The following is a 26,474-nucleotide window of genomic DNA, read 5'->3' as shown; positions in this document are numbered from 1 at the left end:
CCTGACCTACGCGCGCTGCCTGCGCGAGCCGCCGCCCACGTTCTGTCCCGCATCGCGCGCCATCTGCGCATAACCCCACACCGAAATCAGCGTGAGCACGCCGGCCGCGAGAAAGGCGAGCCGGAAGTCGTCGAGCGTAAACACGTGGCCCGTGGTTTCGCCGTTCAGGTTCGCGGCCACGCGCAGCGCGAGCGCGCCAAACGCAATGCCGAGGCCGATGGTCATCTGCGCCGCCGCGCTCCAGAGCGTGCTGGCCGCGCTCATTTGCGGCTGCGCGACGTCGGCGTAGGCCAGCGTGGCGAGGGTCGAAAACTGCATTGAGCGCGCCATGCCGTAGACGAACACGACGATCAACACGATGGCGAGCGGCGTGCCGGGCGTGAGCAGGCCGCACGCAATCAACGAGACACCCGCGACGCTGACGTCGACGACGGAAACGAGCCGGAAGCCCCAGCGCTCGAGAATGCGCGTCGTGAGCGCCTTCATGCCGAGATTGCCGAGCGCGCTCGCGAGCAGCAGCAGGCCGGATTTGAACGCCGAGAGACCGAAGCCGATCTGGAACATCAGCGGCATCAGGTACGGCGCCGCGCCGATGCCGATACGCGTGATCGAGCCGGTCACGATCGTGACGGAAAAGGTCGGAACCTTCAGCGTGGAAACATCGACGAGCGGGTGCGGATGACGTTTCGCATGCACGAACGCGACGACCCCAATCGCGACGCCTGCCGCCACGAGCGCCATTGCGCGCCAGGGATTCTGGCCGACCTGGCTCGCGAGTTCCGCGCCGTAAAGGATGGCGGTGAGCGCGGCGCCGCTCAGCACGAGACCCGCCACGTCGAGCGGCCGGCGCTGTTCGCCGCGCAGGTTCGGCACGATGGCGACGATGGCCGCGAGCACGGCGATGCCGAACGGCACATTCAACAGAAAGATCCAGCGCCACGACGCATACGTCGTGATGAAACCGCCGATGGGCGGTCCCACCACGGGTGCGGCGATGGCGGGCCAGGTGATCGTCGAGATCGCCTGCATGAGCTTGCTTTTCTCGGTGCTGCGCACGACGATCATGCGCCCGACCGGCACCATCATCGCACCGCCAATGCCTTGCAGAATGCGCGCGGCCACGAACTCGTCGACGTTCTGCGAGATCCCGCACAGCACCGACGCCACCGTGAACGTAACCACGGCGCTGAAGAACACGGTGCGCGCGCCGCAGCGGTCCGCCACCCAGCCGCTGGCCGGAATGAAGATGGCGAGCGCGAGCATATAGGCGGTCACGCCGAGACTCAGGCTATTCGGGCCGATGCCGAACGAGCGCGCCATCTGCGGCAGCGCCGTGGCGATCACGGTCGTGTCGAGGTACTCCATGAAGAACGTGGCGGCGACGAGGTACGGCAGCCAGACGACGCCGGAGGAACGTTGCGCGGGAGAGGTCATTGCGCCCCCACGCGGCAGAGGCGAATCAATCTGATCCTGGTACGGAGCATGGGCGGGCAGCGGAGAGAGTGCCGATCGGAACAGTGCGGACCGGATAGTGAAGCAGAAAGCCCGCGGCGAAAGGCGACAGTTTCCAATACGCAAAAGCATCTGTACAGCCGCGCGGCGGTCGGCGGCGTTGCGAGACCTTCGCTGTGAGGCGGCCTCGGCAAGCCCGAATCGAAGCGCGTAGACTCGTCCGCCGTCGGCAACTCATCGTCAACCCTTGACTAAAGGAGGATCGGAAATGGAATACCGTTTTCTGGGTGCGTCCGGAATGAAGGTGCCGGCGCTGAGCTTCGGCACCGGCACGTTCGGCGGCAAAGGCGAGTTCTTCGAGGCCTGGGGCGCAACCGATGTCGCCGAAGCGCGCAAGCTCATCGACATTTGCCTCGACGCCGGCGTGACGATGTTCGACACGGCCGATAGCTATTCGAGCGGCGCGTCGGAGTCGGTGCCCGGCGAAGCGCTCAAGGGGCGCCGCGATCAGGCGATCATCTCGACCTAGGCGACCTTCCGCTTCGACGCGGCGCGGCCAGCCGCTGCCGGAGAAGAGCCGTCTGCACAAGACGGCGGAGCAGGGTCCGCCGGTGCCGGACGAGTACCTCTTTCGCGTGCTCGACGCCATCGACGGGATTGCGCTGGAAACCGGCAAGACCGTGCCGCAGATCGCGCTGAACTGGCTGCTGCAGCGGCCGACGGTCGCGACGGTGCTGATCGGCGCGCGCGACGAGGCGCAGTTGCGCCAGAACCTCGGCGCAGTCGGCTGGAACCTCACGCCCGAGCAGGTGGCGAAGCTCGACGCCGCCGCGAGCGCGGTGCGGCCTGTGTATCCCTACTGGCACCAGGAGGGTTTTGCCGAGCGCAACCCGTCACCGGTGTGACGAGTCGCTTCGCACGGTGAGGTTTCATCAAGCCGCTTCGGTCTGGCGCAGGATCTGGGTCGCGCCCAGATGCAGCGCCAGCGCGAAGAACTCGCGCTCCGCGAGATTGAGGGTCTTCGCGGCGGCCATCGCGCGGTAATGATCTTCCGGGTGCAGGAACAACTTCACTTCGACTTTCGACTGACGGTTCTGCGCGGACTCCATGGATGCTTCTCCTTCGGTAACCGGGCGCTCGGCCCGTGACGGGTGCGAAGCCCATTACCGGGCGTCCATACGCGCAAGGGCGCGCGCCGTTTGCCGCCATGAGAGCGGCGGCGTGAAACGGCGATGACGCGGAGTGGGCCTTTCAAGTTCGCCTGCCGCGGCGCGTGCGCGACGGCAGGACACGCGCGCTGAACTAGCGAAGCGTGGGACGGCGTAATGCGCCGGTAGTGCGGTTGAAGCCGGGATGAGACAGGTGATGCGACGGCGGGGCAACGTGCTGCATAGCGACCAACCTCCGGAATTCTTCTTCTTGTGCGGCAGGGCGCCGCATGTAGTACGGGCCAGAGTGTAGTCGGGTTTTTGACTAGGGTAAACCCCTAATTCGAAAAGAATTATTGCATGAATTGAGAAAATCGCGCGACAAAGCCTGAAATGCGCTGTGGGCGCACTTCGATTCATGCGGAATGAATAAGGGGAGTGTGATGGGGCGGCGTGAACCGCCGCCCCGGCGCTGGCCTGAAGTGAGCCTGGCAGCCAGCGTAAAGGCGTGGGCGCGTCAGCGCCCAGCCATTATTCCTCGACGCGCTTGCGCAGGCGCGCGCGCGCTTCGCCGAGCGAGAGGAACTTGCCGTGTGCTTCGTCCAGCACGGTGACCTTGCCGTGGCCGATGTCATAGACCCAGCCCTGCAGTTCGAGCTGGCCCTGGGCCACGCGCGCCGCCACGGCGGGGTGCGTGCGCAGGTGCGTGAGCTGCAGGCGGACGTTTTCTTCCACGAGCGCCTGAACGACCTGGTCGTCGTCCAGACCGCGGGTCTTCACCACGCTGCGCGCGGCTTCCGCGTTGCGCAGCCACGCGTGCACGGTGGGCATGTCGGCCGTGGCTTCCGCGCCCGAGGCGAGCCCCTTCATCGCGCCGCAATCGGTATGGCCGCACAGCACGATCTGCTTCACGTTGAGCGCGAGCACCGCGAACTCCACGACGGCCGAAACGCCGCCGAGCATTTCGCCATACGCCGGCACGATATTGCCGATGTTGCGGCAAACGAACAGGTCGCCGGGCTTGGCCTGCGTGATCATTTCCGGCGAAACACGCGAGTCGGCACAGGTGATGAAAAGCGTGTGCGGCGCCTGGCTGTGGGCGAGGCTGTGGAACAGCTCCTTGTTGCCCGGGAAAACGTGATGAGTGAATTCGTCCACGCCGTCGAGCAGGTGTAACAGGTCGCAGCCGCACGACTCGGAGTGACCGTCGTGCGGGTGGGTGTTGTCTGGCATGGATGTTTCTCTCTTGATCATGAATCGACACTATCGAATGGCAACAGCGGGAGTTTACGCTGAGCCGACCCCTTGCGGATCGGAAAACTTCGCGTCACGTTGCCCCGGACAGCCGTTTCCCCGGTACTCAATCGTCGAATCGGCGGGATATGTCGATAAACCGGTAGAAAAGACGGCTAATTACGGGAAAGCGGGCTGCTGCGAAGACGCTGACGCGTCGTGCGTTTTCGTTCGAAAAGAGATTTTCTCACGCCGGGCGCAATTGGCACATCCGGGTGTCGCCGGTGGTGTCGGGATCATGAGGAGGGAGCGCGACCGACCAGTCAGTCGGTCGGCGCGCTTACCACGCCATGCGCCATTGACCTGAAGATTGGGCAGGGGTGTCGGGCAACAGCGTGTCGCCGGGCGGTGTCGTCGCGTCGGAGAAGCCGGAGAGTATCTCGTCGCGCAGTCGCACGAAGCGCGGATCCGCGCGTTCGCGCGGGCGCGGCAATGCCACGTCGACGATACGACGGATGCGGCCGGGGCGCGGCGCCATCGTCACGACACGCTCGCCCAGGTAGATCGCCTCGTCGACATCGTGCGTGACGAGGATCATCGTGATGCGTTCGCGTTCCCAGATGCGCAGCAGTTCGTTTTGCAGACGGCTGCGCGTGAGCGCGTCGAGCGCGCCGAAGGGTTCGTCGAGCAGCAGCACGCGCGGGCGATTGACGAGCCCGCGCGCGATCGCCACGCGCTGCGCCATGCCGCCCGAGAGCTGATGCGGATACGCCCGCTCGAAGCCCGTCAGGCCCACGAGTGCGATGTGCTCGGCCACCGCTGCGTGCTTTTCGCGTGCGGAAAGCGGGGCGTTGCGCAGTGCCGCCAGGATGTTCTGTTCCGCCGTGAGCCAGGGAAACAGCCGATGATCCTGGAACACGATGCCGCGCTCGAGCGAGGTGTCGCCCACACGTTCGCCGCGCATCATGATGGCGCCGCTATAGCCCGCGTCAAGGCCGGCGATCAGGCGCAGCAGGGTGGATTTTCCGCATCCGCTCGCGCCGAGCACGCTCACGAATTCGCCGGGGCGGACATGCAGTGTCACGTCGTCGAGCACGACGAGCGTGGACTCGCCCGCGCCGTAGCGCTTGCTCACGTGCAGAATGTCGAGTCCGGCGGGTTCGGTGGCGCTCATCGGTTTTTCTCCCGGTTTCTGTTGATTGGTAGTCCGGATCATTGGGCGGTGATGTGCAACCGCGCCAGCACCGTTCGCTCAACCCGCCGCGCGAGCGCGTTGAGCGCCCAGCCGATCGCGCCCACGACAACGATGCCGAACAGCACGAGGTCCATGCGGAACTGCTCGCTGCCGTCGATCAGAAGATTGCCGATGCCGCTGCCCGCAACGAGCAGATACTCCGCGCCGAGCGTGGCGAGCCACGAATAAATGAGCGCGAGATAAAGGCCCGTAAAAATCGAGGGCAACGCGGCCGGCAACAATACGTAGCGCACGAGCTGCAGGCGCGAATAGCGCAACGCCTGCGCGAGTTCGACGTATTGGCGCGGCACGGCGTGAATGCCGTCACACGTATGGGCGGCAACCGGGAGCAGCGCCGCGAGCGAAAGGAAGACCACTTTGGCGGCGTCGCCGAGCCCGAACCATACGGAAATCAGCGGAATCCACGCGAACAGCGAGATCTGTTTGAACGTGTCGAAGCTCGGCCCCACGACGCGTGCGGCGATGCGCGAGAGCCCCAGCGCGCCGCCCAGCAGGAACCCCGCCGTTGCGCCGATGGCAAACCCGCAGGCTTCGCGGGCAAGCGACGCCGAAAGCGCGCGGAACAACGCGCCGCTCCCGATCTGTTCGTGAGCGGTGCGAATCACATCGGCGGGACTCACGAGCAGGCCGCTCTTCACGAGATGCGAGGCGCTCAAGGCCCACCACAGCGCAATGGCGACGAGGGGCAGGGCGGCGCCACGTAAATCGACGCTTCGTCGCGGCCTGGCTGCATTGGCCGCGTCACAGGCGCAATCGGGACGCGCGGTCGCTCGTGCAAACGATATCTTCATGGCGAATTCTCCCTTGTCCTCAATGGCGGCAATCACGCGCCTTCAGCCGCGAAACGCCGAAGGCGTGCCGCGCCGCAAACGCAGCTCGAGCACATCGAGCAGACGATTGATGACGAGACCGACCGCCCCCACCACGACCACCGACGCCATCACGAGATCGAGCTGAAAGAGCTGGCGGCCATACACGATCAGATAGCCGAGCCCTTCTGACGACGCCACGAGCTCGACCACGACCAGCGCGAGCCACGCCTTCGTGAAGGCCAGGCGCACGCCGGTAGCGAGCGTCGGAACCGCCGCGGGCAGCACGAGCCTCACGATGTGTTGCCAGCGGGTGTAGGCGAACACGCGCGCGACTTCGTCCAGTGCGGCGGGCGTCTGCCGAAAGCCCTGCATGGTGCTGAGCGTGACGGGCACGAGCGCCGCGTGAGCGATGAGCAGATACTTGAGCGGCTCGCCCACGCCGACGAGCAACAGCAGAAACGGCAGCCAGCCGAGCACGGGAATCTGCACGATCGCGTTGAAGCTGGGCAGCACCCACGCTTCGAGCGTGCGCGAGAGCCCGAGCGCGCCGCCGATCAGGAAGCCGAGCACGGTGCCGCCTGCGAAGCCCAGCAGCACGCGTTGCAGGCTGATCAGCGTATTGCGCGCGAGCTCGCCGCTCTGGGCGAGGTCGACGAAGGTTTCATAGACGCGCCGCGGCGCAGGCAGGATTTGCGGCGCGATCCAGCCCCGCGCGCAGCCGACGCTCCACAGCAGATAAAGCATTGCAGGCAGCAGCCAGGGCGCGAGATGCCACGCGCAGGTGCGCAGTACGCTGCGCCAGCGTACTTGCGCGCCTGTCGTGTCGATACGTGATGCTGCGGCACGCGACGTGTCCGAAGCAATCGTGATCGCGGTTTCCGTCATGATGCGGCTCCTCTCGCGCGCTCAGCCAAGCGGCTTGCCGGCGGCGTCGTAGCGGGTCCAGTAGTGTTCGAGCTTTTGCGCGCGCAGCGCGTTGTCGAGATAGCGCGGCTCGAACCACGAATCGACGTCCACGGGCTGGCGGATCAGCTTCAGGCGCAGCGCGTCCTGCGCAACGGCTTTGTAGCGCGCTACGATGAACGGATCGATCAACGGCGAATTGCGGTACTTCAACGGCTGCTCGCCGAATTCGGCTTGCCAGGACGAATAGCTCACGCCGCTCTTCGCCCAGAGCTTGAAGAGCGCGTCGCGGTTGGCTTCATCGGACGACCATTGCGCCGCTTGCACGAAGACATTGACCACGCGCTGCACGATGTCGGGGTGCGCCTTTTCGAAGCCGTCGAGCACGAGCAGATGCGCCTGGCGCGTCAATTGCGGGCCATCATGCTGCGATTCGTAGACAATGCGAGCGAGCCCCTGATCGCGCAGCCGGTAGAGGTGATAGTCGTTCACGGAAGCATCGATGCCTTTCGATGCGAGCGCCGCGAGCGAGCTTGCGGTGTCGAGATTGATCACGCGTAGCGCGCGCTCGTCGAGCTGGTTCTCAGCGAGCGCGTTGTCGGCCACGAGTTGCAGATTCGTGCCGCGAAAAATGGCGACGCGCCGGTCCTTGAGGTCCTTGATCGATTTGATGTCCGAATCGGCGGGCACACCCACCTTCACGCCGGAACGCACGCCCGACTCCAGCAGGATGCGGGTCTTGAGACCGTTGGCGCGCGCGAGCACCGAGGGCAGATCGCCTTGATACGCGAAGTCGAGTGCATTGTCGGCAATGGCTTCGTTCACTGCCGGGCCCGCGCCCTTGAAGAAGAGCCATTCGACCTTGATGCCGTCGGCGGCGAATTCCTTTTCGAGCAACTGCTGGCCGCGCACCGTGGCGGCGGTCGAACCGCCGAACGTGGGCGGGTCGCCCGCGCCCTGCTGCGCGACGCCGATGCGGATCACGGCAGGCTTCTCGGCCGCGGCATGCAGTGAGATGAACGAAAGTGCTGCATAAATCAGAAACCGGGGCAGATACTGCAGAACGCGATGTGAACGCATGGGCAGGTCGGATTTGAGTGACGAAACGGGGTGCGCGGACTGGCGAGCTTGCGTCGCTGTCGTTGCTGTTGGGTCATTCTTTTCCGGGTCTGCCGATCAGGACAACCAATGATTCGAGATTTGCATTTCTCGACAAAGGCGCTGCGTTTTATGAGGAAAGTGAACGGCAGGGCGCATTCATGATAGTGGAGCGAAGCCCGTGCCGAAGGAAGAAATCATGCTATCGATGTGAGCAGAAGCGCAAAGCCGCACCGCGCGCCGGGCGCGGTGCGGTGCGTGAAATGCGCCTCAATGTGATTCGACCGCGTGGCGCGGCGCAGCGGCGCGCCGCGACGGCATGAAGTACCACACGGCGCAGAGCACTTGCAGCCCGACGAGGACGGCCCACACGGTCTGATGCGCGACCGCCGGGTAGTGGCCGTCGAGTGCGGGCCAGTGTGCGAGCGCGGCGCCGATTGCGATCTGCAGAAGGAAGATGCCGATGAAGATGACGAGCGTAAACGTGGTGTTCACACGGCCGATCAGACGCGGCGGGAAATATTCGGCGAGCACGGCATACGTGAGGATGCCGGTGCCGCCGAACGCGCCGTAAGCCGCCCAAAGCAGGGACGCGGGAAGCGGCACGCGCGCGGCGAGCAAGGCTTGCACGAGCACGAACACAAGCATCGTGACGCCGGAAAAGAGCTGGACGCTCACGCCGCGCCGCTCGAAGCTGCGTGCGAGCGCGCCAAAGCCGATGTTGCCGACGATGAATGCGCCGCCCAGCACGGAAACGAGCGAGGCCGCGCGCGCACCGACATCGGCGGTGCCGGCCGGCACGACGTCGCGCAGGAACGCGCCGACCCACAACGACTGCATGGCGTAGAACACGGCCTGGGTGAGGCCCGAGAACGTCGCGGTCTTCCAGAATGCATGGCTGCACAGGATGTGCGCGGTGCCCTTGAACTGCTCGAGCACGCTCGCCTGGTGGTGAGTGTCGCGCGTGCGCGGCCCGCCAGTCCAGATGATGGCGGCCACGAGCACCGTGAGCGCCGCGAGCCCGAGGCTCACCGCGCGCCAGGGCGCGATCGAGAGCAGCCACGAGAGCGGGGCGCCCACGGCCACGCCGCCCAGGCCGCCCACGGCCATCACGAGGCCGTTCACGAGCGTGAGCTGCGCGACGGGAAAGTGCTGCGCCGTAGCCTTGAACGCGCCGCCCAGGCAGACCGATACGCCCACGCCGATCAGCAGCCGGCCCACCATCATCGCGGCCATGTTGTGCGAGACGCCGAAGATCAACGCACCCGCCGCCGCCACGAGCATGACGCACGCGGTGACGCGGCGCGGGCCGTAATGGTCGAGCAGCACGCCGCCCGGAATCTGCGCGCCCGCGAAGCCGAGGAAATAAAGGCTCGTGAGCGTGCCGAGATCGGTTGCCGTGAAGCCCATTTCACGCGAGAGAAACGGTGCGAAGCCGAGATTGACGCCGCGAAACAGGTACGAAATAAAGTAGCCGAGCGCGAATACGGCGAAGACGCGCAGTCTGAGTGAGGTCATGTTGGGGGGGCGAAAGCGGATTGAATGCCTGGCTGTCGATTATTGGCGATTGCCGTGTGTGAGGCCAGCGAGAGATTTCAGACGGCATTGTGAGTAGAATTTGACGTCATGGCCCGACCTCTCCCACCTTTGCAGGCGCTGCGCGCCCTTGAAGCCGCTGCGCGGCGGCGCAGTTTCAGCCGTGCCGCGGAAGAATTACATTTGACGCACAGCGCCGTGAGCCATCACCTGCGCGCGCTCGAAACGGAACTGGGCGTCGAGCTGTTCCGCCGCGCGGGCAGCCGCATGATCCCCACGGCGGCGGGCGCACAGCTGGCCGAGCGCGTGCGCCGCAGTCTCGACGACCTGCGCGACGCGCTCGACGCCACGCGCCCCGGCGTGAGCGGCGTCACGCGGCTGGAACTGAGCGTGATGTCCGATTTCGCTTCTGTCTGGCTGATTCCGCGCCTGGGCGACTTCTACGACCGCCATCCCATGGTCGACCTCTCGCTGCGCATGCACGCCGACGTGACGCCGCCCGATCCCTATCCCTTCGACATCGGCATCTGGCATCGGCGCGTCGACGAGCCCGGCTTCCAGATCCGCAAGCTGCTGGACGACCAGGTCGTTGCAGTGTGCAGTCCGGCCTTGCTCGCACGCCATCCCGACTTTCGCATGGAAGATCTCGCGAGCATGCCGCTCCTGCGTTTTTCGCGCCGCTCGTGGCGCGACTTCTTCGAAGCCGCGGGCGTGGCCGGCGACGAACCGGAGCGCGGACCGGTGTTCGACGACGCGGGCCTGCTGCTGCAGGCAACGGTGGCTGGGCAAGGGGTGGCTACGGCCCGCCTGCAGCTCGCGCGCGGATTCATCGAACGCGGCGAGCTGGTGCAGTTGGGGCAGGTCCGCATTCCCGCTTCGCTCGACTATTACTTCACGTGGCGCGAAGGGCATCCGCGCGAGGCGGCGATCCAGCAGTTCTATCGATGGATAAAGGCGCAATTGGCCAATTGATGCCGGCCTCCCGTATTGCGCAATGGGTATTCGGGTTAACCGCCGACCGTATTGTCAACGCTGCTTGCGTGATGCGCGTTGCTGTTTGAATAAAGCGGCTCAATCCCGCTCTGGATTACGTGATTAGTCATTGTATTCATATCGCATGCACCAGAGCGGATCATGGCTGAAAGCATGGCACCGGACGTTTATGAACGGCAGTGAAACGCCGGTGAATGGCCGTATAACGGGCTTGTGAAGCGATTCAATTGCGGTCTTGCGCAATGGCTTCACTATTTGGACAATCAACCGTATTCGTCTGCGGAAAGCGCCAGGAAGTGTGGCGTGGAATCACAGATTGGGCGCGCTTCGTGTCAAGAATGAAATAGTTGCGGTATTGTTACTCCCCATCGCCGCTTGGCGCGTGAATGCTTTGTAGTCAATGGTGTAGTTAACGGCCCATTCCTGGGCCAGCAATAAGACTGACAACAGGAGAAACTGCATGAAGGCTATTCAGATGTTCAAGCTTGCCGCAGCCACGGCACTCGTGGCGGCCTCGTTCCAGGTCTACGCGCAGGACGCTTCGGCCCCGGCAGCCGCAGAAGCCCCTACCAGCGGTCCGACGGCCTCAGCCCAGCACAACGTCAATCAATCGAAGGCAGCATTGCGCCAGGCACGCGCTGCGAACCGCGCGCTCGGCCGTAAGGTCCGTGCGGCGCTCGCGCGTGACAAGAACGTGAGCGTCTCCAACATCACCGTGCGCGCGAAAGACGGCGCCGTCATCCTGCAAGGCACCGTGCCCGAGCAATCGCAGATCCAGCGCGCTGGCGATGTCGCCAAGGGCGTCGAAGGCGTGACGTCGGTGCGCAACGCGCTGACCATCCGCCCGGTTGGGACCTGAGCATCGGCTAGCCGGCGCACGCCCATTGCCCTATGAGGTGCGGGCGGCGACGCCGGAGCGGGTGTCTTCCTTCCTGAAGGCCGCACATGCAGTCCCGTTCGTGGACTGCATGTGCGGCTTTTTTATTGCCTGGCGAAACGGTGAAGCGTTATGCCGTTAAGCGCGTTGCGTTCACGGCTCGACGTAATGCATTTCCGGCGATTCGCCCATCAGCAGCGGGCGATTGGCGTCGGCGGCCGCGCGCAGGTAGTCCCAGAGCGACGTGATGCGCCGCAACTTGCGCAGGTCCTCGCGGCTGCACAGCCAGAAGCGCCGCGTCACCATGACTTCGTCGGGCAGGATCGGCACGAGGCGCGGGTCGGGCTCGGCCATGAAGCAAGGCAGGATGGCGAGCGCGCTGCCCTGCAGCGCAGCATGGTATTGCGCGATCACGCTGGTGCTGCACAGGTTCGCGGTCACGTTCGGCGCCGTGCGTTCGAGGTAGAGCAGCTCATGACTGAACGCCAGATCGGCGACATAGCTGATGAAGGCGTGATTGCGCAGGTCGGCGGGCGTGCGTATGCGCGCGTGGCGCTCGAGATAGGCCGGCGTGCCGTACAGGCGCAAGCGGTAGTCGCATAGCTTCGTGTAGACGTACTGTCCGCGCTCGGGGCGCTCCAGCATGATCGCGAGGTCGGCCTCGCGCTTCGAAAGGCTCACGAAATGCGGCACCGGCAACAGGTCGATCGACATGTCGGGATGCTGGCCCGTGAAGCGCGCCAACTGCGGGGCAAGAAAGAAGCAGCCGAAACCCTCCGTCGAACCCACGCGCACATGGCCGGAGAGCGACTGCGCGCCGATCGCGAACTGCTCGCTGGCCGATTGCACCGTGGTTTCCACGGCGTCCGCGTAGGCCAGCAGGCGCTGGCCTTCGGCCGTCAGCACGAAGCCGCCCGAGCGCGATTTGTCGAACAGGACGGTGCCTAGCGCCGCCTCCAGCTCGCGCACCCGGCGGGCAACCGTGGTGTGGTCGACGCCCAGGCGTTTCGCGGCGCCGCTCGCACGCTGCGTGCGCGCGACTTCCAGGAAGTAGCGTAGATCGTCCCAGTTCAGTGTCTCCATGCTGCTCGTTGTGTTTTTTTGCATATCGGATGGGCTTTTTCATCTCTATGCCGTGGATATTCGAATAACTATACTCGTTGAAGAACGCGACTGAAACAGCCACGGTCGCAACACAACAAGGATGGAGACAGACGATGCAAATGCAGTCGTTCCCGGCGCGGGCGCCGCAGGCATGCACGCCGGCGCGCCCGTGCTCAGCAGGACTCTCCTTTACCTCGCCCAGCTCCATTCCCGGCACGCTCGACATGACCGCACGCATCTGCACAGCGTGCTTGCGCGCGTGCTGCGATTGAAGATTTCGCTGGTTCCACAGCTTTCGCTATATCCGGCCACGGCCGGCCCGTTCGAATCCATCAGGGAGAGTTCACGATGAACGCAGTGACCCAGGCATCCAACGCGCAAGTTTCGACCGTCAAGCTGCTCATCGACGGCGAGTTCGTCGAATCGAAAACGAAGGAATGGCGCGACATCGTCAATCCGGCCACGCAGGAAGTGCTCGCGCGCGTGCCATTCGCAACCGTCGAGGAAGTGGATCAGGCCGTGAAGGCCGCGCACGCCGCGTTCGCGACGTGGAAGAACACGCCGCTCGGCGCGCGCCTGCGCATCATGCTCAAACTGCAGGCCTTGATTCGCGAGCATATGCAGCGCATCGCGCAGACGCTCACCGCCGAGCAGGGCAAGACGCTGCCCGACGCCGAGGGCGACATTTTCCGCGGCCTCGAAGTGGTCGAGCACGCCTGCTCGATCGGCACGCTGCAGCAAGGCGGTTTCGCCGAGAACGTGGCGGGCGGCGTGGACACCTATACGCTGCAGCAGCCGCTAGGCGTGTGCGCCGGCATCACGCCGTTCAACTTCCCCGCGATGATTCCGCTATGGATGTTCCCGATGGCGATCGTTTGCGGCAATACATTCGTGCTCAAGCCTTCGGAGCAGGACCCGCTCTCGACCATGCAGCTCGTCGAACTCGCTATCGAAGCCGGTATTCCGAAGGGCGTGCTCAACGTCGTGCACGGCGGCAAGGAAGTCGTCGATGCGATCTGCACGCACGACCTCGTGAAGGCGATTTCGTTCGTCGGCTCGACGGCCGTGGGCACGCACGTCTATCGTCTGGGCAGCGAGCACGGCAAGCGCGTGCAGTCGATGATGGGCGCGAAGAACCACGCTGTCGTGCTGCCCGATGCGAATCGCGAGCAGGCGCTCAATGCGCTGGTCGGCGCGGCGTTCGGCGCGGCCGGTCAGCGCTGCATGGCGACTTCGGTGGCCGTGTTCGTGGGCGCCGCGCAGCAATGGGTGGACGAGCTGGTGGAAAAGGCGAAGACGCTCAAGGTCAATGCGGGCCATGAGGCTAAGACCGACGTCGGACCAGTCGTTTCGCGCGCCGCGAAGACGCGCATTCTCGGCCTGATCGACTCGGGCGTGAAGCAGGGCGCAACGCTCGCGCTGGATGGCCGCGACGTGAAGGTGGCGGGCTACGAGAACGGCAACTTCGTCGGCCCCACGGTGTTCACGAACGTGAAGACCGACATGGACATCTACACGAACGAGATCTTCGGGCCGGTGCTCGTGGTGCTCTCGGCGAAGACGCTCGATGAAGCGATCGCTATCGTCAATGCGAATCCGTTCGGCAACGGCGTGGGCCTCTTCACGCAGAGCGGCGCGGCGGCGCGCAAGTTCCAGAGCGAGATCGACATTGGCCAGGTCGGCATCAACATTCCGATTCCGGTGCCGGTGCCTTATTTCAGCTTCACCGGTTCGCGCGGCTCGAAGCTCGGCGACCTGGGCCCGTACGGCAAGCAGGTCGTGCAGTTCTACACGCAGACCAAGACGGTCACCGCGCGCTGGTTCGACGACGCGACCGTGAGCGACGGCGTGAACACGACGATCAGCCTGCGCTGATGCGCTGCCCGCCATCAAGATGCAGTACTGAACAATAAGGGAGAAAGGCTCATGAAAATCGGATTTGTCGGGCTGGGCCACATGGGCGCGCCGATGGCGCTCAACTTGCTCAAGGCGGGACATACGGTGACGGTGTTCGACTTGAGCGCGAGCGCGATGCAAACGCTCGCCGAGGCCGGCGCGCAGCAGGCCGCATCGGCGAAGGCGGCGGCAAGCGGCGCGGAGTGGGTCATCACGATGCTGCCCGCCGCTGCGCACGTGCGCAGCGTGCTCACGGCAGAAGACGGCGTGCTGGCGGGCATCGCGAAGGGCGTGACGATCGTCGATTCGAGCACGATCGATCCCGCGAGCGTCAAGGAGTTCGCGAAGCTGGCCGAGGCGCAGGGGAACGCCTTCGTCGATGCGCCGGTGTCGGGCGGCACGGGCGGCGCGGCGGCGGGCACGCTCACGTTCATGGTGGGCGGCAGCGCCGCGCACTACGAGAGCGTGAAGCCGGTGCTCTCGGGCATGGGCAAGAACATCGTCCATTGCGGCGAGACGGGCACGGGGCAGGTGGCGAAGATCTGCAACAACCTCGTGCTGGGCATCACGATGGCTGGCGTGGCCGAAGCGATGGCGCTGGGCGAGGCGCTCGGCATCGACCCGAACGTGCTGGGCGGCATCATGAACACGTCCACGGGCCGCTGCTGGAGTTCGGATACGTACAACCCGTATCCGGGCGTGATCGAGACGGCGCCTTCTTCGCGCGGCTACACGGGCGGCTTCGGCACCGACCTCATGCTCAAGGACCTGGGTCTCGCCACCGACGCCGCCAAGGGCGTGCACCAGCCCGCGTACATGGGGGCGCTTGCGCAGCAGCTCTATCAGGCCATGAGCAGCCACGGCGACGGCAAGCTCGACTTCTCGGCGATCATCAAGCTGTATCGCGCAGAGAAAGGTTGAGGCGCGTTGGTTCGAGTCGCGAAAGGCGCGCTGCGAAGCGCGCTTTTTTTCGACCGGACTTTTTAGGCCTTGATACGCGCCTCGATGCGCGCGAAGAGCCGCTTGAACCAGACGCCGAGCAGCGCATTCGACGGCGCGAGCGCGGTGGAGCAGGCAAGAATGCGATAGACATCGTTGCGCGTGACCTTCGAGGTCTTCGCGGGATCGAGCCAGTCGTCGTTGTCGACGAGGCGTTCGAGCGTTTCGAGGCCGATGAGAATGGGCCACAGGCAGGCGAGGCGCAGACGGACCGAAAGGCGCGGCAGCGCGAACGTATAGTCGATGGCCGCGCGGAAATGATCGAGCGCGATGCGCACGAGTTCGAGCATGATCGGCCGTGCGCGCGCCGAGGCGCCTGGCTGCAGCAGGTCCTGCGCGCCGAGCCCCGCCTGGGCCAGCATCGAAGCGGGCAGATAGCAGCGGCCGATGCGCAGATCCTTGCCGCAGTCCCGCAGCACGTTCACCATCTGCAGGGCCTTGCCGAAGCGGATGCCGCGCGTGTACATGGTTTGTTCCAGCGAGGGCGCGAGCGTGCCGGGCAGGTGCATGTAGGTCATCTTCGTCCAGAACTCGCCTACGCAGCCCGCCACGAGATACGTGTAGCGGTCGAGTTCGTCCCACGTGCTGAGCGCGGCCACCTGGCCCGAGCGCTCGTCGGGGAACGTGCGTAGATCGAATTCCATGCCTTCGGTGAGCGTCGTGACGATCCCGCGCACGGCCTGGCGGTCGGCATCGTCGAGTTGCGCGAGCACGTCGAGCGCGCCGCCCAGCGATTCGAGCAGCAGCTTTTCGTCCGATTGCGTTTGCTGGCCCGCAACCTCGCCTGCGAGATCGGCGAGCAGGGTGTCATGGTTCGTCGCGCCGTTCACGCGCTCGCGCAGCGCGAGCAGCAGGGCGAGCCGCTGCTCGGGCGGGATCAGCGCGGTGTCGGCAATGGTGTCGGCGGCGCGCGCGAGCAGATAGGCTTCGCCCACGGGGTCGCGCATGCCGGCGGGCAGCACGCGCATCGTGAGGTAGAACGAACGGGAAACGCCTTTGAGCAACGGGCCCAACAGGAAGGCCCGGGTAGTATTCTGCATGTCGGATAGGGGCAGCGGGGGACGGATCGGACGCAGCCGCATTGTATCGTGGACGAAGGAGACGAGGCCCGTTGAGACCCGAACGCGCGTTTTACGACCTCCAGGTGCGCTTCGCGCGCACGGCGGCGCGCCTCGCGGACATCCCGCTCGCGGCGGCGTTGCTCGACTGCACGAATCTATATGTGCGCTTCGGCGCGGGGCGGACCTTCGATCGCACGCACCCGCTCTGGGCCGCCTATGTCGATGGTCTCGATGAGCACGCAAGCGTTGCGGAGCAGTGCGAGTGGACGTGGCGTTACTTGCAGTGCTGCCCAACGCATCAGTCGGCGCCTGAGGTCACCGTCACGGTCGGCTGCTTCTCTTACGCGCAGGAACCGCATGGCGGGGTGCGTCTACATTTCAATGCCCAAACCGACAACAACGGCATGTCGCCGCTCGATGCCGGGCAACTTGCCGCGCGGCAAGGCGAGTTGCGGAGCTTGATCGATCAATTGTGCGGGCAACTGCGCGAAAGCGGTCGTGCGTCGAGCAACGTGCTCGTCCACGGCACTTCCTGGCTCTACAACGTGCCCGCTTACCGGCGCATCTTTCCCGCAGCCTATATTGCGAGCGCGCAGCCCGTCGCCCGCCTGCGTGCGCTTTCGCTTTGGGGCCAATTTCTCGACCGTCACGGCTGCGTGCGCGACGACGCAGCCGCGCTGCTGCTCGCGCGCATCGAACGCGCGAGTGCCTTCGCCGATCTTTTGTCTTGCTTTCCCTTACAGGCGCTCGCGGTGCAGGCGAGCGTCGCGGTGTTTGCCGATAGAAAGCGAACGTAACCGCTACGGTTACCAAAAATTTATCCCGATGGTGGTGACAGCGTGCAGGCGAGACGAGATTGAAAGCCGCTGCATGCTCGCACGGTATTGGCGTGACGCAGAAATGGGTGCGTGCGAAACGACTGAACTCAGTCACGGCGCAATATTGATGAAAGTAATCCCTGTAATGCAGGGGTAACGCGCACACCGCGCCCAGCGCACTAGACTCCGCCGATGCTTTTGTAACGGAGCGCCGCACATGCCCTCGTCCCCGGCTCTTGCCATTCATTCCCTGCGCGATTTCGAGCTGACTGCGGACGGCCAGTACCTGATGGTGAACGGCAATCAGCCGGATAGCGTCGCGCTGCATTGCTCGGTGATGCATGAACTGCTCGCCGCACTTTCCAACGCGATTGGCCGCTCCGAGCGCATTCGCCACAAGACCGCTAGCGTGAAATTCACCATGCCTTGTGAGGCCTGGGAGGTTGGGCGCGAGTCGGGCGACGTGCAGCATCTCGTGGTGAGTTTTCGTCTGCCCGGCGGCGCCGAACTGTCGTTCCGTCTGCAGCCTGCGCAGGCCGTGCACATGACCGAGGTGCTCTCGTTCGCAACAGGGCTCGCGAAGATGCGCCTGCCTGGCCGCGCGAGCATGCAATAGGCGTGGCGCGCCGGCCTCGCCTGGCGCACCCGTTGTACACCCCGCATCCGTGGATGCCGGCCGCGCGCGTCTCGCGCCGGTCATGGCGCATTCGGCACTCCCACGGCTCCTTCGTTGGCTTCACATTCGACCTTCCGCATGACGGCATCAACTACCACGGCGCGCTATGCACGCGCACTGACTCTCGCCGGCTTCGGCATCGGCGTGACCGCTGCGGCGCACGCCACCGAGCCCTTCGTGGTCCAGGACATCCGCATCGACGGGCTGACGCGCATCGAGCCGGGCACCGTGTTCGCCTATCTGCCGATCAAGCAGGGCGAGACCTTTACCGACGACAAGGCCTCCGACGCCATTCGCACGCTGTACGCGACGAGCCTCTTCAGCGACGTGCGCATTTCCACGCAGGGTGGCACCGTGATCGTGCAGGTTCAGGAGCGGGCCGCCATCGGCACGATCGATTTCGCGGGCATCAAGGAATTCGATAAGGATAACTTGACGAAGGCGCTCAAGTCGGTCGGGCTCTCGCCGGGCCAGAGCTACGACAAGGCGCTCGTCGACAAGGCGGAGCAGGAACTCAAGCGCCAGTACCTCACGCGCGGCTACTATGCGGCCGAAGTCACGACGACGGTCACGCCGATCGACCGCAATCGCGTCGGGCTGCTGTTCTCCGTGGTCGAGGGGCCGAGCGCGAAGATCCGCCAGATCAATTTCATCGGCAACAACACGTTCAGCGGCGGCACGCTGCTCGATGAAATGCAGCTTTCCACGCCGAACTGGTTCTCGTGGTACACGAAGAACGACCTGTACTCGAAGGAAAAGCTCACGGGTGACCTCGATAACGTGCGCTCGTACTATCTCGACCGCGGCTATCTCGAGTTCAATATCGATTCGACGCAGGTTTCGCTGTCGCCCGACAGGAAGGACATGTATCTGACGATCGGGATTCACGAGGGCGAGCCCTATACGATCTCGAGCGTGAAGATGGCCGGCAATCTGCTCGACCGCGAGGCGGAGTTGAAGAAACTCGTGGGCATCAAGCCGGGGCAGCGTTTTTCGGCGCAAAAGCTCAAGGACACGACCAAGGCGATCGTCGACAAGCTCGGCGAATACGGTTATGCATTCGCGACCGTGAACGCGCTGCCGGAGATCGACCAGAAGGACCACACGGTTGCGCTCACGCTGCAGGTGGACCCGAGCCGCCGCGTGTACGTGCGGCGCGTGAACGTCACCGGCAATACTCGCACACGCGATGAAGTCGTGCGCCGCGAAATGCGCCAGCTCGAAAGCTCGTGGTTCGATTCGAACCGTCTCGCGCTTTCGAAAGACCGTATCAACCGCCTTGGCTACTTCACCGACGTGGACGTGACCACGGTGCCGGTGGAAGGCACGCCAGACGAAGTGGACGTGAACGTGAAAGTGACTGAGAAGCCCACCGGCACGCTTTCGCTGGGCCTCGGCTATGGTTCGGGCGAAGGGCCGATCATCTCGGCGGGTATTTCGCAGGACAACGTGTTCGGCTCCGGCAACAGCCTCTCGCTGAACGTGAATACGGCCACGACGTACCGCACGCTTTCGGTCACGCAGGTCGATCCGTATTTCACGGTGGACGGCATCAAGCGCATTACCGACGTCTACTACCGCACGACCGAGCCGCTTTACTACTCGAGCACGAACGACACGAGCTTTCGCATCATTTCGTATGGTGCGGACATGAAGTTCGGCATTCCGTTCTCCGAGACCGACATGGTGTATTTCGGCCTCGGCGTCGAGCAGGACCGCCTCGATGTCGACGCCAACACGCCGCAGACCTATAAGGACTACGTGAACGATTTCGGCCGCGTCTCGAACACGGTGCCGCTCACCGTGGGCTGGTCGCGTGACAACCGCGACAGCGCGCTGGTGCCGAGCCGCGGCTACTACGCGCAGGCCAATGCCGAATACGGCACGCCGGCGGGCACGCAGTACTACAAAGGCGATGCGCAAATGCAGTATTACTACTCATTTGCGCGCGGCTTCGTGCTGGGGCTGAACTTCCAGGGCGGCTACGGCAACGGACTGGGCGGCAAGCCGTATCCGATTTTCAAGAACTACTATGCGGGCGGGATCGGGTCGGTGCGCGGCTATGAGTCGGGCTCGCTCGGGCCGCGCGATACGACGACGAACGATCCTATCGGCGGATCGAAGATGGTGGTGGGCAATATCGAGCTGACGTTTCCGTTGCCTGGCACGGGTTATGACCGCACGCTGCGCGTCTTCACTTTCGTGGATGGCGGTAATGTGTGGGGTACCGAAGGCAGCAGCACCGGGGCGAACGGCTTGCGTTATAGCTATGGCGCGGGGCTTGAATGGATCTCGCCGATTGGACCGCTCAAGCTTGATCTGGGGTTCCCGATCGTCAGGCACGCCGGTGATCAGTATCAGAAGTTTCAGTTTCAGATTGGGACTTCGTTCTGAGTTTTTTTGCTGTGTTTTTTTGCGGCCAAAACGGCCAAAACAAAAACAAATCAAATCAGCAACTCGAGCGAGTGATAAAGCCGCCTGCGCTCAGGATTAGCAGACGCCTCGCCGGCATGAATCGCCTCCTTGAGGCACTCCAGAAAGCACTCAGCCGCGGCAGAGAGCGGCACACCACGCCGAGCGACCACGCTCACCACCGTCCGATCCACCTCCTCCTGAAGCGCGAGCGCACGCAAGTTATCACGCGCAAAGCGTGTCTCCACCAGCGGCCACGGAAAGATACTCACCATATCCGTGTTCATGATGAGCCCCATCGCCACCACGAACGAATGCGCCAGGTGCACGTTGTCCGGCATCGGCAACCCGTGACGCAGGAAGACGTCGTCGGCGATCATCTCCTTGCTGGCCGGGTCCCAGTTGAGCAACCATTCGCAATCCTGAAGTTCTTTCAGCGATTGCGCATGCGAGAGCGGATGGTCCTTGCGTACCACCACGGCCGACTCTGTGGCGAAGATCGGCGTCTGCGTGAATTCTGCATGCAGCGAAGCAGGCCCGGGCTTGCCCAGCGAAAAGTCGAGCGAGCCGTCGCGCAGGCGCGGCATCACGATATTGAGCAGGCCTTCGTAGAACTCCAGCTGCATGCCGGGCATGCGCTCGCGAAACAGCGTGACGGCGTCGGGCAGAAAGGAGAGGGCGAGCCACGGCGTCACGCCGATCGCGAGCTTGCCGCCGCCGCGCCCGCGCCGCGCATCGAGTTCGTCCTGGGCGCGCGACATCTGGTGCACGACCAGCCGCGCATGGACGAGCAGCGCCTGGCCCGCTTCCGTGAAGGCGATGCCGTTCGCATTGCGCGTGACGAGCGCGATTTGCTGCTCGGCTTCGAGCTCGCGCACCGCTTTCGTCGCCGCCGCCGGCGAGATGCCGAGCGCACGCGCGGCCGCGCGAATACTGCCGGTATCGGCCATGGCGACGAGCGCGCGGAACTGGTGGAACTTCATAAGGGATAACCCGAGTGCGCACTTCTGGTTGGCGGGCCAACTATTTTAGGGCTGTTGGCGCCAAACAGACGTCATTATTCTCGAGCGAATTCGTCGTCCCCTCTGGAGAGAATTCGTATGAACACGATGGCCATCCCGGCCGCAATCGCCGCGATCGAAGAAGAGATGATCGCGCTGCGCCACGAGATCCACGCGCATCCCGAACTGGGCTTCGAAGAATTCGTCACGAGCGACCTCGTCGCGCAGCGCCTCACCGAGTGGGGCTACGAGGTGCACCGCGGGCTCGGCGGCACGGGTGTCGTGGGCACGCTCAAGGTGGGCGACGGCAAGCAACGCCTCGGCCTGCGCGCCGACATGGACGCGCTCCCCATCCACGAAAACACCGGCCTCGACTACGCGAGCCGCATTCCGGGCAAGATGCACGCGTGCGGCCACGACGGCCACACGGCCATGCTGCTCGCGGCGGCGAAGCATCTCGCGCAGTCGCGCAACTTCAGCGGCACGCTGCACCTCATTTTCCAGCCCGCCGAAGAAGGCCTCGGCGGCGCGAAGCGCATGCTCGACGAAGGCCTTTTCGAGCGCTTTCCCTGCGACGCCGTGTTCGCCATGCACAACATGCCGGGCTTCCCCACGGGCAAGCTCGGTTTTCGCGCGGGCCCGTTCATGGCTTCGTCGGACACGGTGATCATCGACATCGACGGGCGCGGCGGTCATGGCGCGGTGCCGCATAAGGCGATCGACCCGGTGGTGGTGTGCGCCAACGTCGTGCTCGCGCTGCAGACCATCGTGTCGCGCAACGTGCCGCCGCTCGACATGGCGATCGTCACTGTGGGCGCGATCCATTCGGGCGACGCCCCCAACGTGATTCCGCAAACCGCGCAGATGCGCCTCTCGGTGCGCGCGCTGCGCCCCGAAGTGCGCGACCTGCTGCAGGAGCGCATCACCGCGCTCGTGCACGCGCAGGCAAGCGCCTACTGTGCGACGGCGCGCATCGACTACCAGCGCCGCTACCCGGTGCTCGTGAACGACGCGGCGATGACGGCGTTCGCGCAGGATGTGGCGCGCGACTGGCTCGGCGAAGACGGCCTCATTCACGACATGGCGCCGCTCACCGGCAGCGAGGACTTCTCGTTCCTGCTCGAGCGCTGCGCGGGCAGCTATCTCATCATCGGCAACGGCGACGGGGAGGGCGGCTGCATGGTGCACAACCCCGGCTACGACTTCAACGACGATTGCCTCGCCACCGGCGCGGCATACTGGGTGCAGCTCGCCGAGCGCTTCCTGCGCGGCTGAAGCCCGCAGCCAGTGGGCAATCGCAACACGATACGAGACACGAGACACACGAGGAGACACCCGATGAACGCCACGTCGATTCAGGCGCCGACCGCTGCCGCCCCGGCTTCCACGCGCCGCTCGCGCGCGAAGGCCATCTTCGCGATCACGCTCGGCAACGGGCTCGAGTTCTTCGACTTCACGGTCTACAGCTTCTTTGCCTCGATCATCGGCTCGCTGTACTTCCCGGTGCATGGCTCGCTGAACCAGTTGATGCTCGCCGTCGGCAGCTTCGGCGTGGGTTTCGTCGTGCGTCCGATCGGCGGCATCGTGATCGGTGCGTTTGCGGACCGCGTGGGCCGCAAGGCCGCCATGACGCTCACGCTCTGGCTCATGGCGCTAGGCTCGGCGCTCATCGCGTTCGCGCCCACCTATGCGCAGATCGGGCTCGCGGCGCCCGCGCTGATCCTGCTCGCGCGTCTCGTGCAGGGCTTCGCGGTGGGCGGCGAAGTGGGCGCCTCGACATCGCTCCTGCTCGAATATGCCGACGACCGTTCGCGCGGCTTTTACGGCAGCTGGCAATTCGTGAGCCAGGGCCTGAACACGGTGTGCGGCGCGCTCATCGGCGTGGCGCTGTCCACCATGCTCTCGCAGGCCGCGCTCGAAAGTTGGGGCTGGCGCGTGCCGTTCGTGATCGGCATGCTGGTCGTGCCGGTGGGCGTGTATATCCGCCGCCATCTCGACGAAACGCTCGCGAACCCCGTCGAAGTCGAAGACGCCGAACCCGTGGCCGACATGGCGCGGCCGCTGCGCGAGATTTTCGGGCGTCATCGCACGGCGCTCGTGGCCGGCGTCGTCACGACCATCGGCGGCACAGCGGCGAACTATATCGTGCTGTTCTACATGTCGACCTATGCGATCAAGATTCTCGGCCTGCCGATGTCGGTCGGCATGAGCGCGGCCCTCGTCGCCGCGCTCGTCACGGCGATCTGCTCGCCGTTCGCCGGCTCGCTTTCCGACCGCCTGGGCCGCAAATGGGTGTTGGGTGTCTCGCGCGTGCTGCTGATCGCCGTGATCTATCCGGCCTTCATGATCATCCACGCCATGCCGAGCGTCGCCACCGTGCTCGCGGTCGTGGCCGTGCTGGGCGCGATCGTCGCGTTCACGGCGGTCCCCAATATCGTGATGCTGCCCGAACTCTTTCCTCAGTCGATTCGCGTGACTGGCATGTCGGTGGTGTATTGCGTGGGCGTGTCGATCTTCGGCGGCTTCGCGCAGTTCTTCGCGACCTGGCTCATCAAGCTGCTCGACAATCCGCTCGCGCCCGCCTGGTATCTGATCGGCTGCGGCGCGGTCTCATTGCTCGCACTGCCGCTCATTCGCGAGCCGGCGGGCCGTCCGCTCGATTGAGGCCTCTCTTCGGCCGCTACGCACTTTTAGCGGCCGTGTCGTGTTTATTTACCAGACGTTTACGCGGCGCTGCCTAGAATCGGTTCGTGTTCAACTCAAGCGCGCCGCCCCGAACGGCGGCGTGCGCACAACACGTATGCCGTCTATCGTCTCGCAGGGCCCGATTTCCCGAGGTGCCCGCTCCGCCGCCACGCCGCGGCCCGTCATCTCGCTGCGCAATGCGCGCAAGCCGCTTCACCCGGCAACTCATCGCGCAACGGTGCAACTGGTCGTGCGCGTGCCCACGAGTGAAGCGCAACTCGCTCGCTGCACGTTGCATGGTCTGGTTGGCAGCGCGCTCGGCGTGCATACAATCGATATCGATCGCCGCAGCGATCTCGCTTGCCTGCACGTCGAACTCGATCGCCGCCGCGTGGCCGAGGCCATGGCGCTGCTCATGCGCACGCTTTCGTGTGCGGAATTCGGCACGGTGCGCCGGCTCGATCGCGCCGCCTGATTCGCAACGCGTGTCGCAGCCGCCGCTGCAACGGCTGCGACACGCCTCTAAGTTCTCCCGTCCGCAGTTCACGCGACGCACGTTCCGTGCGTCCGCAATCTCCGTTTCCCGCGCTCTCCCTTTGTCCTTACGCAAGCGTTGCGCATATTCATGCGAACGTTAACGAACTATTAGCGAACCTTCGTTTCGGATTTCGAAACGATTTCGGTCACTATTGCTCTGCGAGTGCCGTCTCGTCATCGCGTGCGACTTTTTGGCCGTCCTGATTCAGCGTTCTCCCGAAAAACAGTAGTATTTGCTCGAGCACCAAAGTCAGTTTGGCGATTTGATCCGACTCGATCGCCCGCGCGCGCCTGATTTGGGGTTCGTCGGTCCAGCGCAGATCGTCGATAACAACGGAGAACAGCATGACTCACGGATTTCGGGTGGCCAGCTTGTGTCTGTCGCTTGGATTGCTGGTTAGCGTCGTTGCATGTCATGACAACAAACCTGCTGCTGAAACACGACCTGCCGCAAACGTCGACGTGATCAATGTTGCGCTGCGCGACGTGCCGGTGGTCTTTGAATACGTAGGGCAGACAGAAAGCTCGCAGCAGGTCGAAATTCGCGCGCGCGTGAACGGCTTCCTCGAAAAGCGCGTGTATACAGAAGGCTCGCTGGTCCATGCGGGCGACGTGATGTTCGTCATGGACCGCAAACCCTTCGAGGCCGCGCTCGATGCCGCGCAGGCCGAGCTTGCGCAGCAGAAGGCGCGGCTCGTCACCGCGCAGGCCAACCTCAATCGCGTGCGTCCACTCGCCGCGAAGAACGCGTTGAGCCAGAAGGACCTCGACGACTCGGTCGGCCAGGAGCAGGCGGCCGCCGCCGCGGTCGAAGGCGCGCGCGCGAATGTCATCAGCGCGACGCTCAATCTCGGCTATACGACGATCGTCGCGCCGGTGACCGGCCTTTCGAGCTACGCCAAGAAGCAGGACGGCACGTATATCGATGCGGCCAACAGCCTGCTCACTTACGTGGCGAAGCTCGATCCCATGTGGATCAACTTCTCGCTCTCCGAGAACGAGATGCTCGATCTGCGCACGCAAACGCAGAACGGCACGCTCAAGCTGCCGCCTGTCGGCAAGCTCGAAGCGGTGATCGTGCTCGCGGACGGCAGCATCTATCCGGAACGCGGGCATATCGCATTCACCGACGCCTCGCTCAGCTCGGAAACCGGCACCTACCTGATTCGCGCCGCCATGCCGAACCCCACGGGGTCGCTGCGGCCCGGTCAGTTCGTGCGTATCAAGCTGCTGGGCGCGCTGCGGACTTCCGCGGTGGCCGTGCCGCAGTCGGCGGTGCAGCAGGGGCCGCGCGGCGCGTATGTGTGGACCGTCGACAAGGACGGCAAGGCGCAGCAGCGCGTGGTGGAAACGGGTGAATGGAATGGCAACGACTGGGTGATCAAGTCGGGTTTGCATCCGGGCGATCATGTCGTCATCGACAATACGCTGCGGCTCATGCCCGGTGCGCCGGTCAAGGCGAACCTCGTGGCCACGCCGCCCGCAACTGTCAATATCGGCGGCTCCGACGCCGGCGCAGGCGGTGGGGCGCAAGCGGGCGCGGCCGGGGCTTCCGGCCCGGCGGCTGCGAATGCCAGCGCCAACGCGCAGGCCGGCGCGGGCACGAACGCCGCGCAACCGCGCGCGGCATCCGGCGCTGCCGACGTGATGGGCGAACGCACCGCGCTTTACTTCGCGTCGGGCAGTTCGAGCCTCGACGCCCAGTCGGCCGACGCGCTTGCGGCCGTGGCGCGCCGTCTCGTCGCCGAGCCGGGCATGCGTGTGGTGATTTCGGGCTACACCGATTCGAGCGGCTCGCAAGCCGCGAACCAGCGTCTCGCGGCCGCCCGCGCAGGCACGGTGCGCGCCGCGCTGGTCGTGGCCGGCGTGAAATCCGAGCGCATCGAAATGCGCAAGCCGGCGCAGATCGTCGCCAACGATCCGCCCGACAAATCCCGCCGCGTGGACGTCACGTTCTCGCCCGCCGCGGGAGGCTGAA

The 26,474-nt window shown here is 64.7% G+C and carries 23 protein-coding genes and 1 pseudogene; 12 read left to right on the top strand and 12 right to left on the bottom strand.

Annotation, left to right across the window (positions count from 1 at the left end):
• Positions 1-6: 6 nt before the first annotated feature.
• Positions 7-1,434, bottom strand: coding sequence for an MFS transporter (locus tag AB4Y35_RS27240; protein ID WP_368706815.1), 1,428 nt, complete (start codon positions 1,432-1,434; stop codon positions 7-9).
• Positions 1,435-1,720: 286 nt separating this feature from the next.
• Here AB4Y35_RS27240 and AB4Y35_RS27235 point away from each other — a divergent pair.
• Positions 1,721-2,357: pseudogene (locus AB4Y35_RS27235) on the top strand (aldo/keto reductase).
• 27 nt (positions 2,358-2,384) lie between these two features.
• On the opposite strand, the gene AB4Y35_RS27230 reads toward AB4Y35_RS27235, so the two are convergent.
• The 7 genes from AB4Y35_RS27230 to AB4Y35_RS27200 all read right to left on the bottom strand — a co-directional run bounded on the left by AB4Y35_RS27230 (position 2,385) and on the right by AB4Y35_RS27200 (position 9,419).
• Positions 2,385-2,561, bottom strand: a complete 177-nt coding sequence (locus AB4Y35_RS27230; protein ID WP_154677984.1) for a hypothetical protein — start codon at positions 2,559-2,561, stop codon at positions 2,385-2,387.
• 570 nt (positions 2,562-3,131) lie between these two features.
• Positions 3,132-3,833: a carbonic anhydrase gene (locus AB4Y35_RS27225; protein WP_368691254.1), complete on the bottom strand. Its 702-nt coding sequence runs from the start codon at positions 3,831-3,833 to the stop codon at positions 3,132-3,134.
• Positions 3,834-4,173: 340 nt separating this feature from the next.
• Positions 4,174-5,007 (bottom strand): ABC transporter ATP-binding protein, encoded by an 834-nt coding sequence (locus AB4Y35_RS27220; protein ID WP_368706814.1) that lies wholly within the window; start codon positions 5,005-5,007, stop codon positions 4,174-4,176.
• Between the two features lie 38 nt (positions 5,008-5,045).
• The gene (locus AB4Y35_RS27215) at positions 5,046-5,879 is read right to left on the bottom strand and encodes an ABC transporter permease (protein ID WP_368706813.1); all 834 of its coding nucleotides are present in this window, start codon (positions 5,877-5,879) and stop codon (positions 5,046-5,048) included.
• A 42-nt stretch (positions 5,880-5,921) separates the two neighbouring features.
• Positions 5,922-6,785 carry an ABC transporter permease gene (locus AB4Y35_RS27210; RefSeq protein ID WP_368706812.1) on the bottom strand — a complete coding sequence of 288 codons (864 nt, stop codon included), beginning with the start codon at positions 6,783-6,785 and terminating at the stop codon, positions 5,922-5,924.
• Between the two features lie 21 nt (positions 6,786-6,806).
• Positions 6,807-7,883 carry an ABC transporter substrate-binding protein gene (locus AB4Y35_RS27205; protein WP_368706811.1) on the bottom strand — a complete coding sequence of 359 codons (1,077 nt, stop codon included), beginning with the start codon at positions 7,881-7,883 and terminating at the stop codon, positions 6,807-6,809.
• A gap of 288 nt (positions 7,884-8,171) precedes the next feature.
• Positions 8,172-9,419 carry an MFS transporter gene (locus AB4Y35_RS27200; RefSeq protein WP_368706810.1) on the bottom strand — a complete coding sequence of 416 codons (1,248 nt, stop codon included), beginning with the start codon at positions 9,417-9,419 and terminating at the stop codon, positions 8,172-8,174.
• Between the two features lie 108 nt (positions 9,420-9,527).
• Here AB4Y35_RS27200 and AB4Y35_RS27195 point away from each other — a divergent pair, with 108 nt between their 5' ends.
• Positions 9,528-10,409 (top strand): LysR substrate-binding domain-containing protein, encoded by an 882-nt coding sequence (locus AB4Y35_RS27195; protein WP_368691260.1) that lies wholly within the window; start codon positions 9,528-9,530, stop codon positions 10,407-10,409.
• A gap of 481 nt (positions 10,410-10,890) precedes the next feature.
• Positions 10,891-11,289, top strand: coding sequence for a BON domain-containing protein (locus AB4Y35_RS27190; RefSeq protein ID WP_368706809.1), 399 nt, complete (start codon positions 10,891-10,893; stop codon positions 11,287-11,289).
• Positions 11,290-11,460: 171 nt separating this feature from the next.
• Here the strand turns inward: AB4Y35_RS27190 and AB4Y35_RS27185 are convergent, their stop codons facing one another.
• Positions 11,461-12,414, bottom strand: coding sequence for a LysR family transcriptional regulator (locus AB4Y35_RS27185; protein ID WP_368706808.1), 954 nt, complete (start codon positions 12,412-12,414; stop codon positions 11,461-11,463).
• Positions 12,415-12,759: 345 nt separating this feature from the next.
• Between AB4Y35_RS27185 and AB4Y35_RS27180 the strand changes: the two genes are divergently transcribed.
• On the top strand, positions 12,760-14,286 hold the full coding sequence (locus AB4Y35_RS27180) for a CoA-acylating methylmalonate-semialdehyde dehydrogenase (RefSeq protein WP_368706807.1): 1,527 nt from the start codon (positions 12,760-12,762) through the stop codon (positions 14,284-14,286).
• A 51-nt stretch (positions 14,287-14,337) separates the two neighbouring features.
• The gene (gene mmsB, locus AB4Y35_RS27175; protein ID WP_368706806.1) at positions 14,338-15,228 is read left to right on the top strand and encodes a 3-hydroxyisobutyrate dehydrogenase; all 891 of its coding nucleotides are present in this window, start codon (positions 14,338-14,340) and stop codon (positions 15,226-15,228) included.
• A gap of 62 nt (positions 15,229-15,290) precedes the next feature.
• Here mmsB and AB4Y35_RS27170 read toward each other — a convergent pair whose 3' ends face one another.
• Complete coding sequence (locus AB4Y35_RS27170; protein ID WP_368706805.1) at positions 15,291-16,346, bottom strand: phytoene/squalene synthase family protein; 1,056 nt, start codon at positions 16,344-16,346, stop codon at positions 15,291-15,293.
• A 71-nt stretch (positions 16,347-16,417) separates the two neighbouring features.
• Between AB4Y35_RS27170 and AB4Y35_RS27165 the strand changes: the two genes are divergently transcribed.
• From AB4Y35_RS27165 to bamA, 3 genes are all read left to right on the top strand, one after another.
• Entirely contained in the window at positions 16,418-17,164 is a 747-nt protein-coding gene (locus AB4Y35_RS27165; protein ID WP_368706804.1) for a hypothetical protein, read from the top strand.
• Positions 17,165-17,402: 238 nt separating this feature from the next.
• Entirely contained in the window at positions 17,403-17,801 is a 399-nt protein-coding gene (locus tag AB4Y35_RS27160; RefSeq protein ID WP_368706803.1) for a hypothetical protein, read from the top strand.
• A 138-nt stretch (positions 17,802-17,939) separates the two neighbouring features.
• Entirely contained in the window at positions 17,940-20,255 is a 2,316-nt protein-coding gene (gene bamA / locus AB4Y35_RS27155) for an outer membrane protein assembly factor BamA (RefSeq protein ID WP_368706802.1), read from the top strand.
• Positions 20,256-20,305: 50 nt separating this feature from the next.
• Here the strand turns inward: bamA and AB4Y35_RS27150 are convergent, their stop codons facing one another.
• Positions 20,306-21,256, bottom strand: a complete 951-nt coding sequence (locus AB4Y35_RS27150; RefSeq protein WP_368706801.1) for a LysR substrate-binding domain-containing protein — start codon at positions 21,254-21,256, stop codon at positions 20,306-20,308.
• Between the two features lie 117 nt (positions 21,257-21,373).
• Here AB4Y35_RS27150 and AB4Y35_RS27145 point away from each other — a divergent pair, with 117 nt between their 5' ends.
• From AB4Y35_RS27145 to AB4Y35_RS27135, 3 genes are all read left to right on the top strand, one after another.
• Positions 21,374-22,549 (top strand): M20 aminoacylase family protein, encoded by a 1,176-nt coding sequence (locus tag AB4Y35_RS27145; protein WP_368706800.1) that lies wholly within the window; start codon positions 21,374-21,376, stop codon positions 22,547-22,549.
• A 63-nt stretch (positions 22,550-22,612) separates the two neighbouring features.
• Positions 22,613-23,938: an MFS transporter gene (locus AB4Y35_RS27140; protein ID WP_368706799.1), complete on the top strand. Its 1,326-nt coding sequence runs from the start codon at positions 22,613-22,615 to the stop codon at positions 23,936-23,938.
• 121 nt (positions 23,939-24,059) lie between these two features.
• Entirely contained in the window at positions 24,060-24,434 is a 375-nt protein-coding gene (locus AB4Y35_RS27135; RefSeq protein WP_368706798.1) for a hypothetical protein, read from the top strand.
• Positions 24,435-24,645: 211 nt separating this feature from the next.
• On the opposite strand, the gene AB4Y35_RS27130 is transcribed toward AB4Y35_RS27135, so the two are convergent.
• Positions 24,646-24,843 carry a hypothetical protein gene (locus AB4Y35_RS27130; protein ID WP_368706797.1) on the bottom strand — a complete coding sequence of 66 codons (198 nt, stop codon included), beginning with the start codon at positions 24,841-24,843 and terminating at the stop codon, positions 24,646-24,648.
• A 115-nt stretch (positions 24,844-24,958) separates the two neighbouring features.
• On the opposite strand from AB4Y35_RS27130, the gene AB4Y35_RS27125 reads away from it, so the two are divergent.
• Positions 24,959-26,473 carry an efflux RND transporter periplasmic adaptor subunit gene (locus AB4Y35_RS27125; protein ID WP_368706796.1) on the top strand — a complete coding sequence of 505 codons (1,515 nt, stop codon included), beginning with the start codon at positions 24,959-24,961 and terminating at the stop codon, positions 26,471-26,473.
• Position 26,474: the final 1 nt, after the last annotated feature.

The organism is Paraburkholderia sp. EG286A, assembly GCF_040965375.1.
Taxonomy (GTDB): Bacteria; Pseudomonadota; Gammaproteobacteria; order Burkholderiales; family Burkholderiaceae; genus Paraburkholderia.
This window is presented reverse-complemented; position numbering and strand designations above follow the sequence as displayed.

Bases quoted from the DNA above. Each gene is read 5' to 3' on its own strand.
- AB4Y35_RS27240 (WP_368706815.1), bottom strand. From the start codon at position 1,434: ATGACCTCTCCCGCGCAACGTTCCTCCGGCGTCGTCTGGCTGCCGTAC.
- AB4Y35_RS27230 (WP_154677984.1), bottom strand. From the start codon at position 2,561: ATGGAGTCCGCGCAGAACCGTCAGTCGAAAGTCGAAGTGAAGTTGTTC.
- AB4Y35_RS27225 (WP_368691254.1), bottom strand. From the start codon at position 3,833: ATGCCAGACAACACCCACCCGCACGACGGTCACTCCGAGTCGTGCGGC.
- AB4Y35_RS27220 (WP_368706814.1), bottom strand. From the start codon at position 5,007: ATGAGCGCCACCGAACCCGCCGGACTCGACATTCTGCACGTGAGCAAG.
- AB4Y35_RS27215 (WP_368706813.1), bottom strand. From the start codon at position 5,879: ATGAAGATATCGTTTGCACGAGCGACCGCGCGTCCCGATTGCGCCTGT.
- AB4Y35_RS27210 (WP_368706812.1), bottom strand. From the start codon at position 6,785: ATGACGGAAACCGCGATCACGATTGCTTCGGACACGTCGCGTGCCGCA.
- AB4Y35_RS27205 (WP_368706811.1), bottom strand. From the start codon at position 7,883: ATGCGTTCACATCGCGTTCTGCAGTATCTGCCCCGGTTTCTGATTTAT.
- AB4Y35_RS27200 (WP_368706810.1), bottom strand. From the start codon at position 9,419: ATGACCTCACTCAGACTGCGCGTCTTCGCCGTATTCGCGCTCGGCTAC.
- AB4Y35_RS27195 (WP_368691260.1), top strand. From the start codon at position 9,528: ATGGCCCGACCTCTCCCACCTTTGCAGGCGCTGCGCGCCCTTGAAGCC.
- AB4Y35_RS27190 (WP_368706809.1), top strand. From the start codon at position 10,891: ATGAAGGCTATTCAGATGTTCAAGCTTGCCGCAGCCACGGCACTCGTG.
- AB4Y35_RS27185 (WP_368706808.1), bottom strand. From the start codon at position 12,414: ATGCAAAAAAACACAACGAGCAGCATGGAGACACTGAACTGGGACGAT.
- AB4Y35_RS27180 (WP_368706807.1), top strand. From the start codon at position 12,760: ATGAACGCAGTGACCCAGGCATCCAACGCGCAAGTTTCGACCGTCAAG.
- mmsB (WP_368706806.1), top strand. From the start codon at position 14,338: ATGAAAATCGGATTTGTCGGGCTGGGCCACATGGGCGCGCCGATGGCG.
- AB4Y35_RS27170 (WP_368706805.1), bottom strand. From the start codon at position 16,346: ATGCAGAATACTACCCGGGCCTTCCTGTTGGGCCCGTTGCTCAAAGGC.
- AB4Y35_RS27160 (WP_368706803.1), top strand. From the start codon at position 17,403: ATGCCCTCGTCCCCGGCTCTTGCCATTCATTCCCTGCGCGATTTCGAG.
- bamA (WP_368706802.1), top strand. From the start codon at position 17,940: ATGACGGCATCAACTACCACGGCGCGCTATGCACGCGCACTGACTCTC.
- AB4Y35_RS27150 (WP_368706801.1), bottom strand. From the start codon at position 21,256: ATGAAGTTCCACCAGTTCCGCGCGCTCGTCGCCATGGCCGATACCGGC.
- AB4Y35_RS27145 (WP_368706800.1), top strand. From the start codon at position 21,374: ATGAACACGATGGCCATCCCGGCCGCAATCGCCGCGATCGAAGAAGAG.
- AB4Y35_RS27140 (WP_368706799.1), top strand. From the start codon at position 22,613: ATGAACGCCACGTCGATTCAGGCGCCGACCGCTGCCGCCCCGGCTTCC.
- AB4Y35_RS27130 (WP_368706797.1), bottom strand. From the start codon at position 24,843: ATGCTGTTCTCCGTTGTTATCGACGATCTGCGCTGGACCGACGAACCC.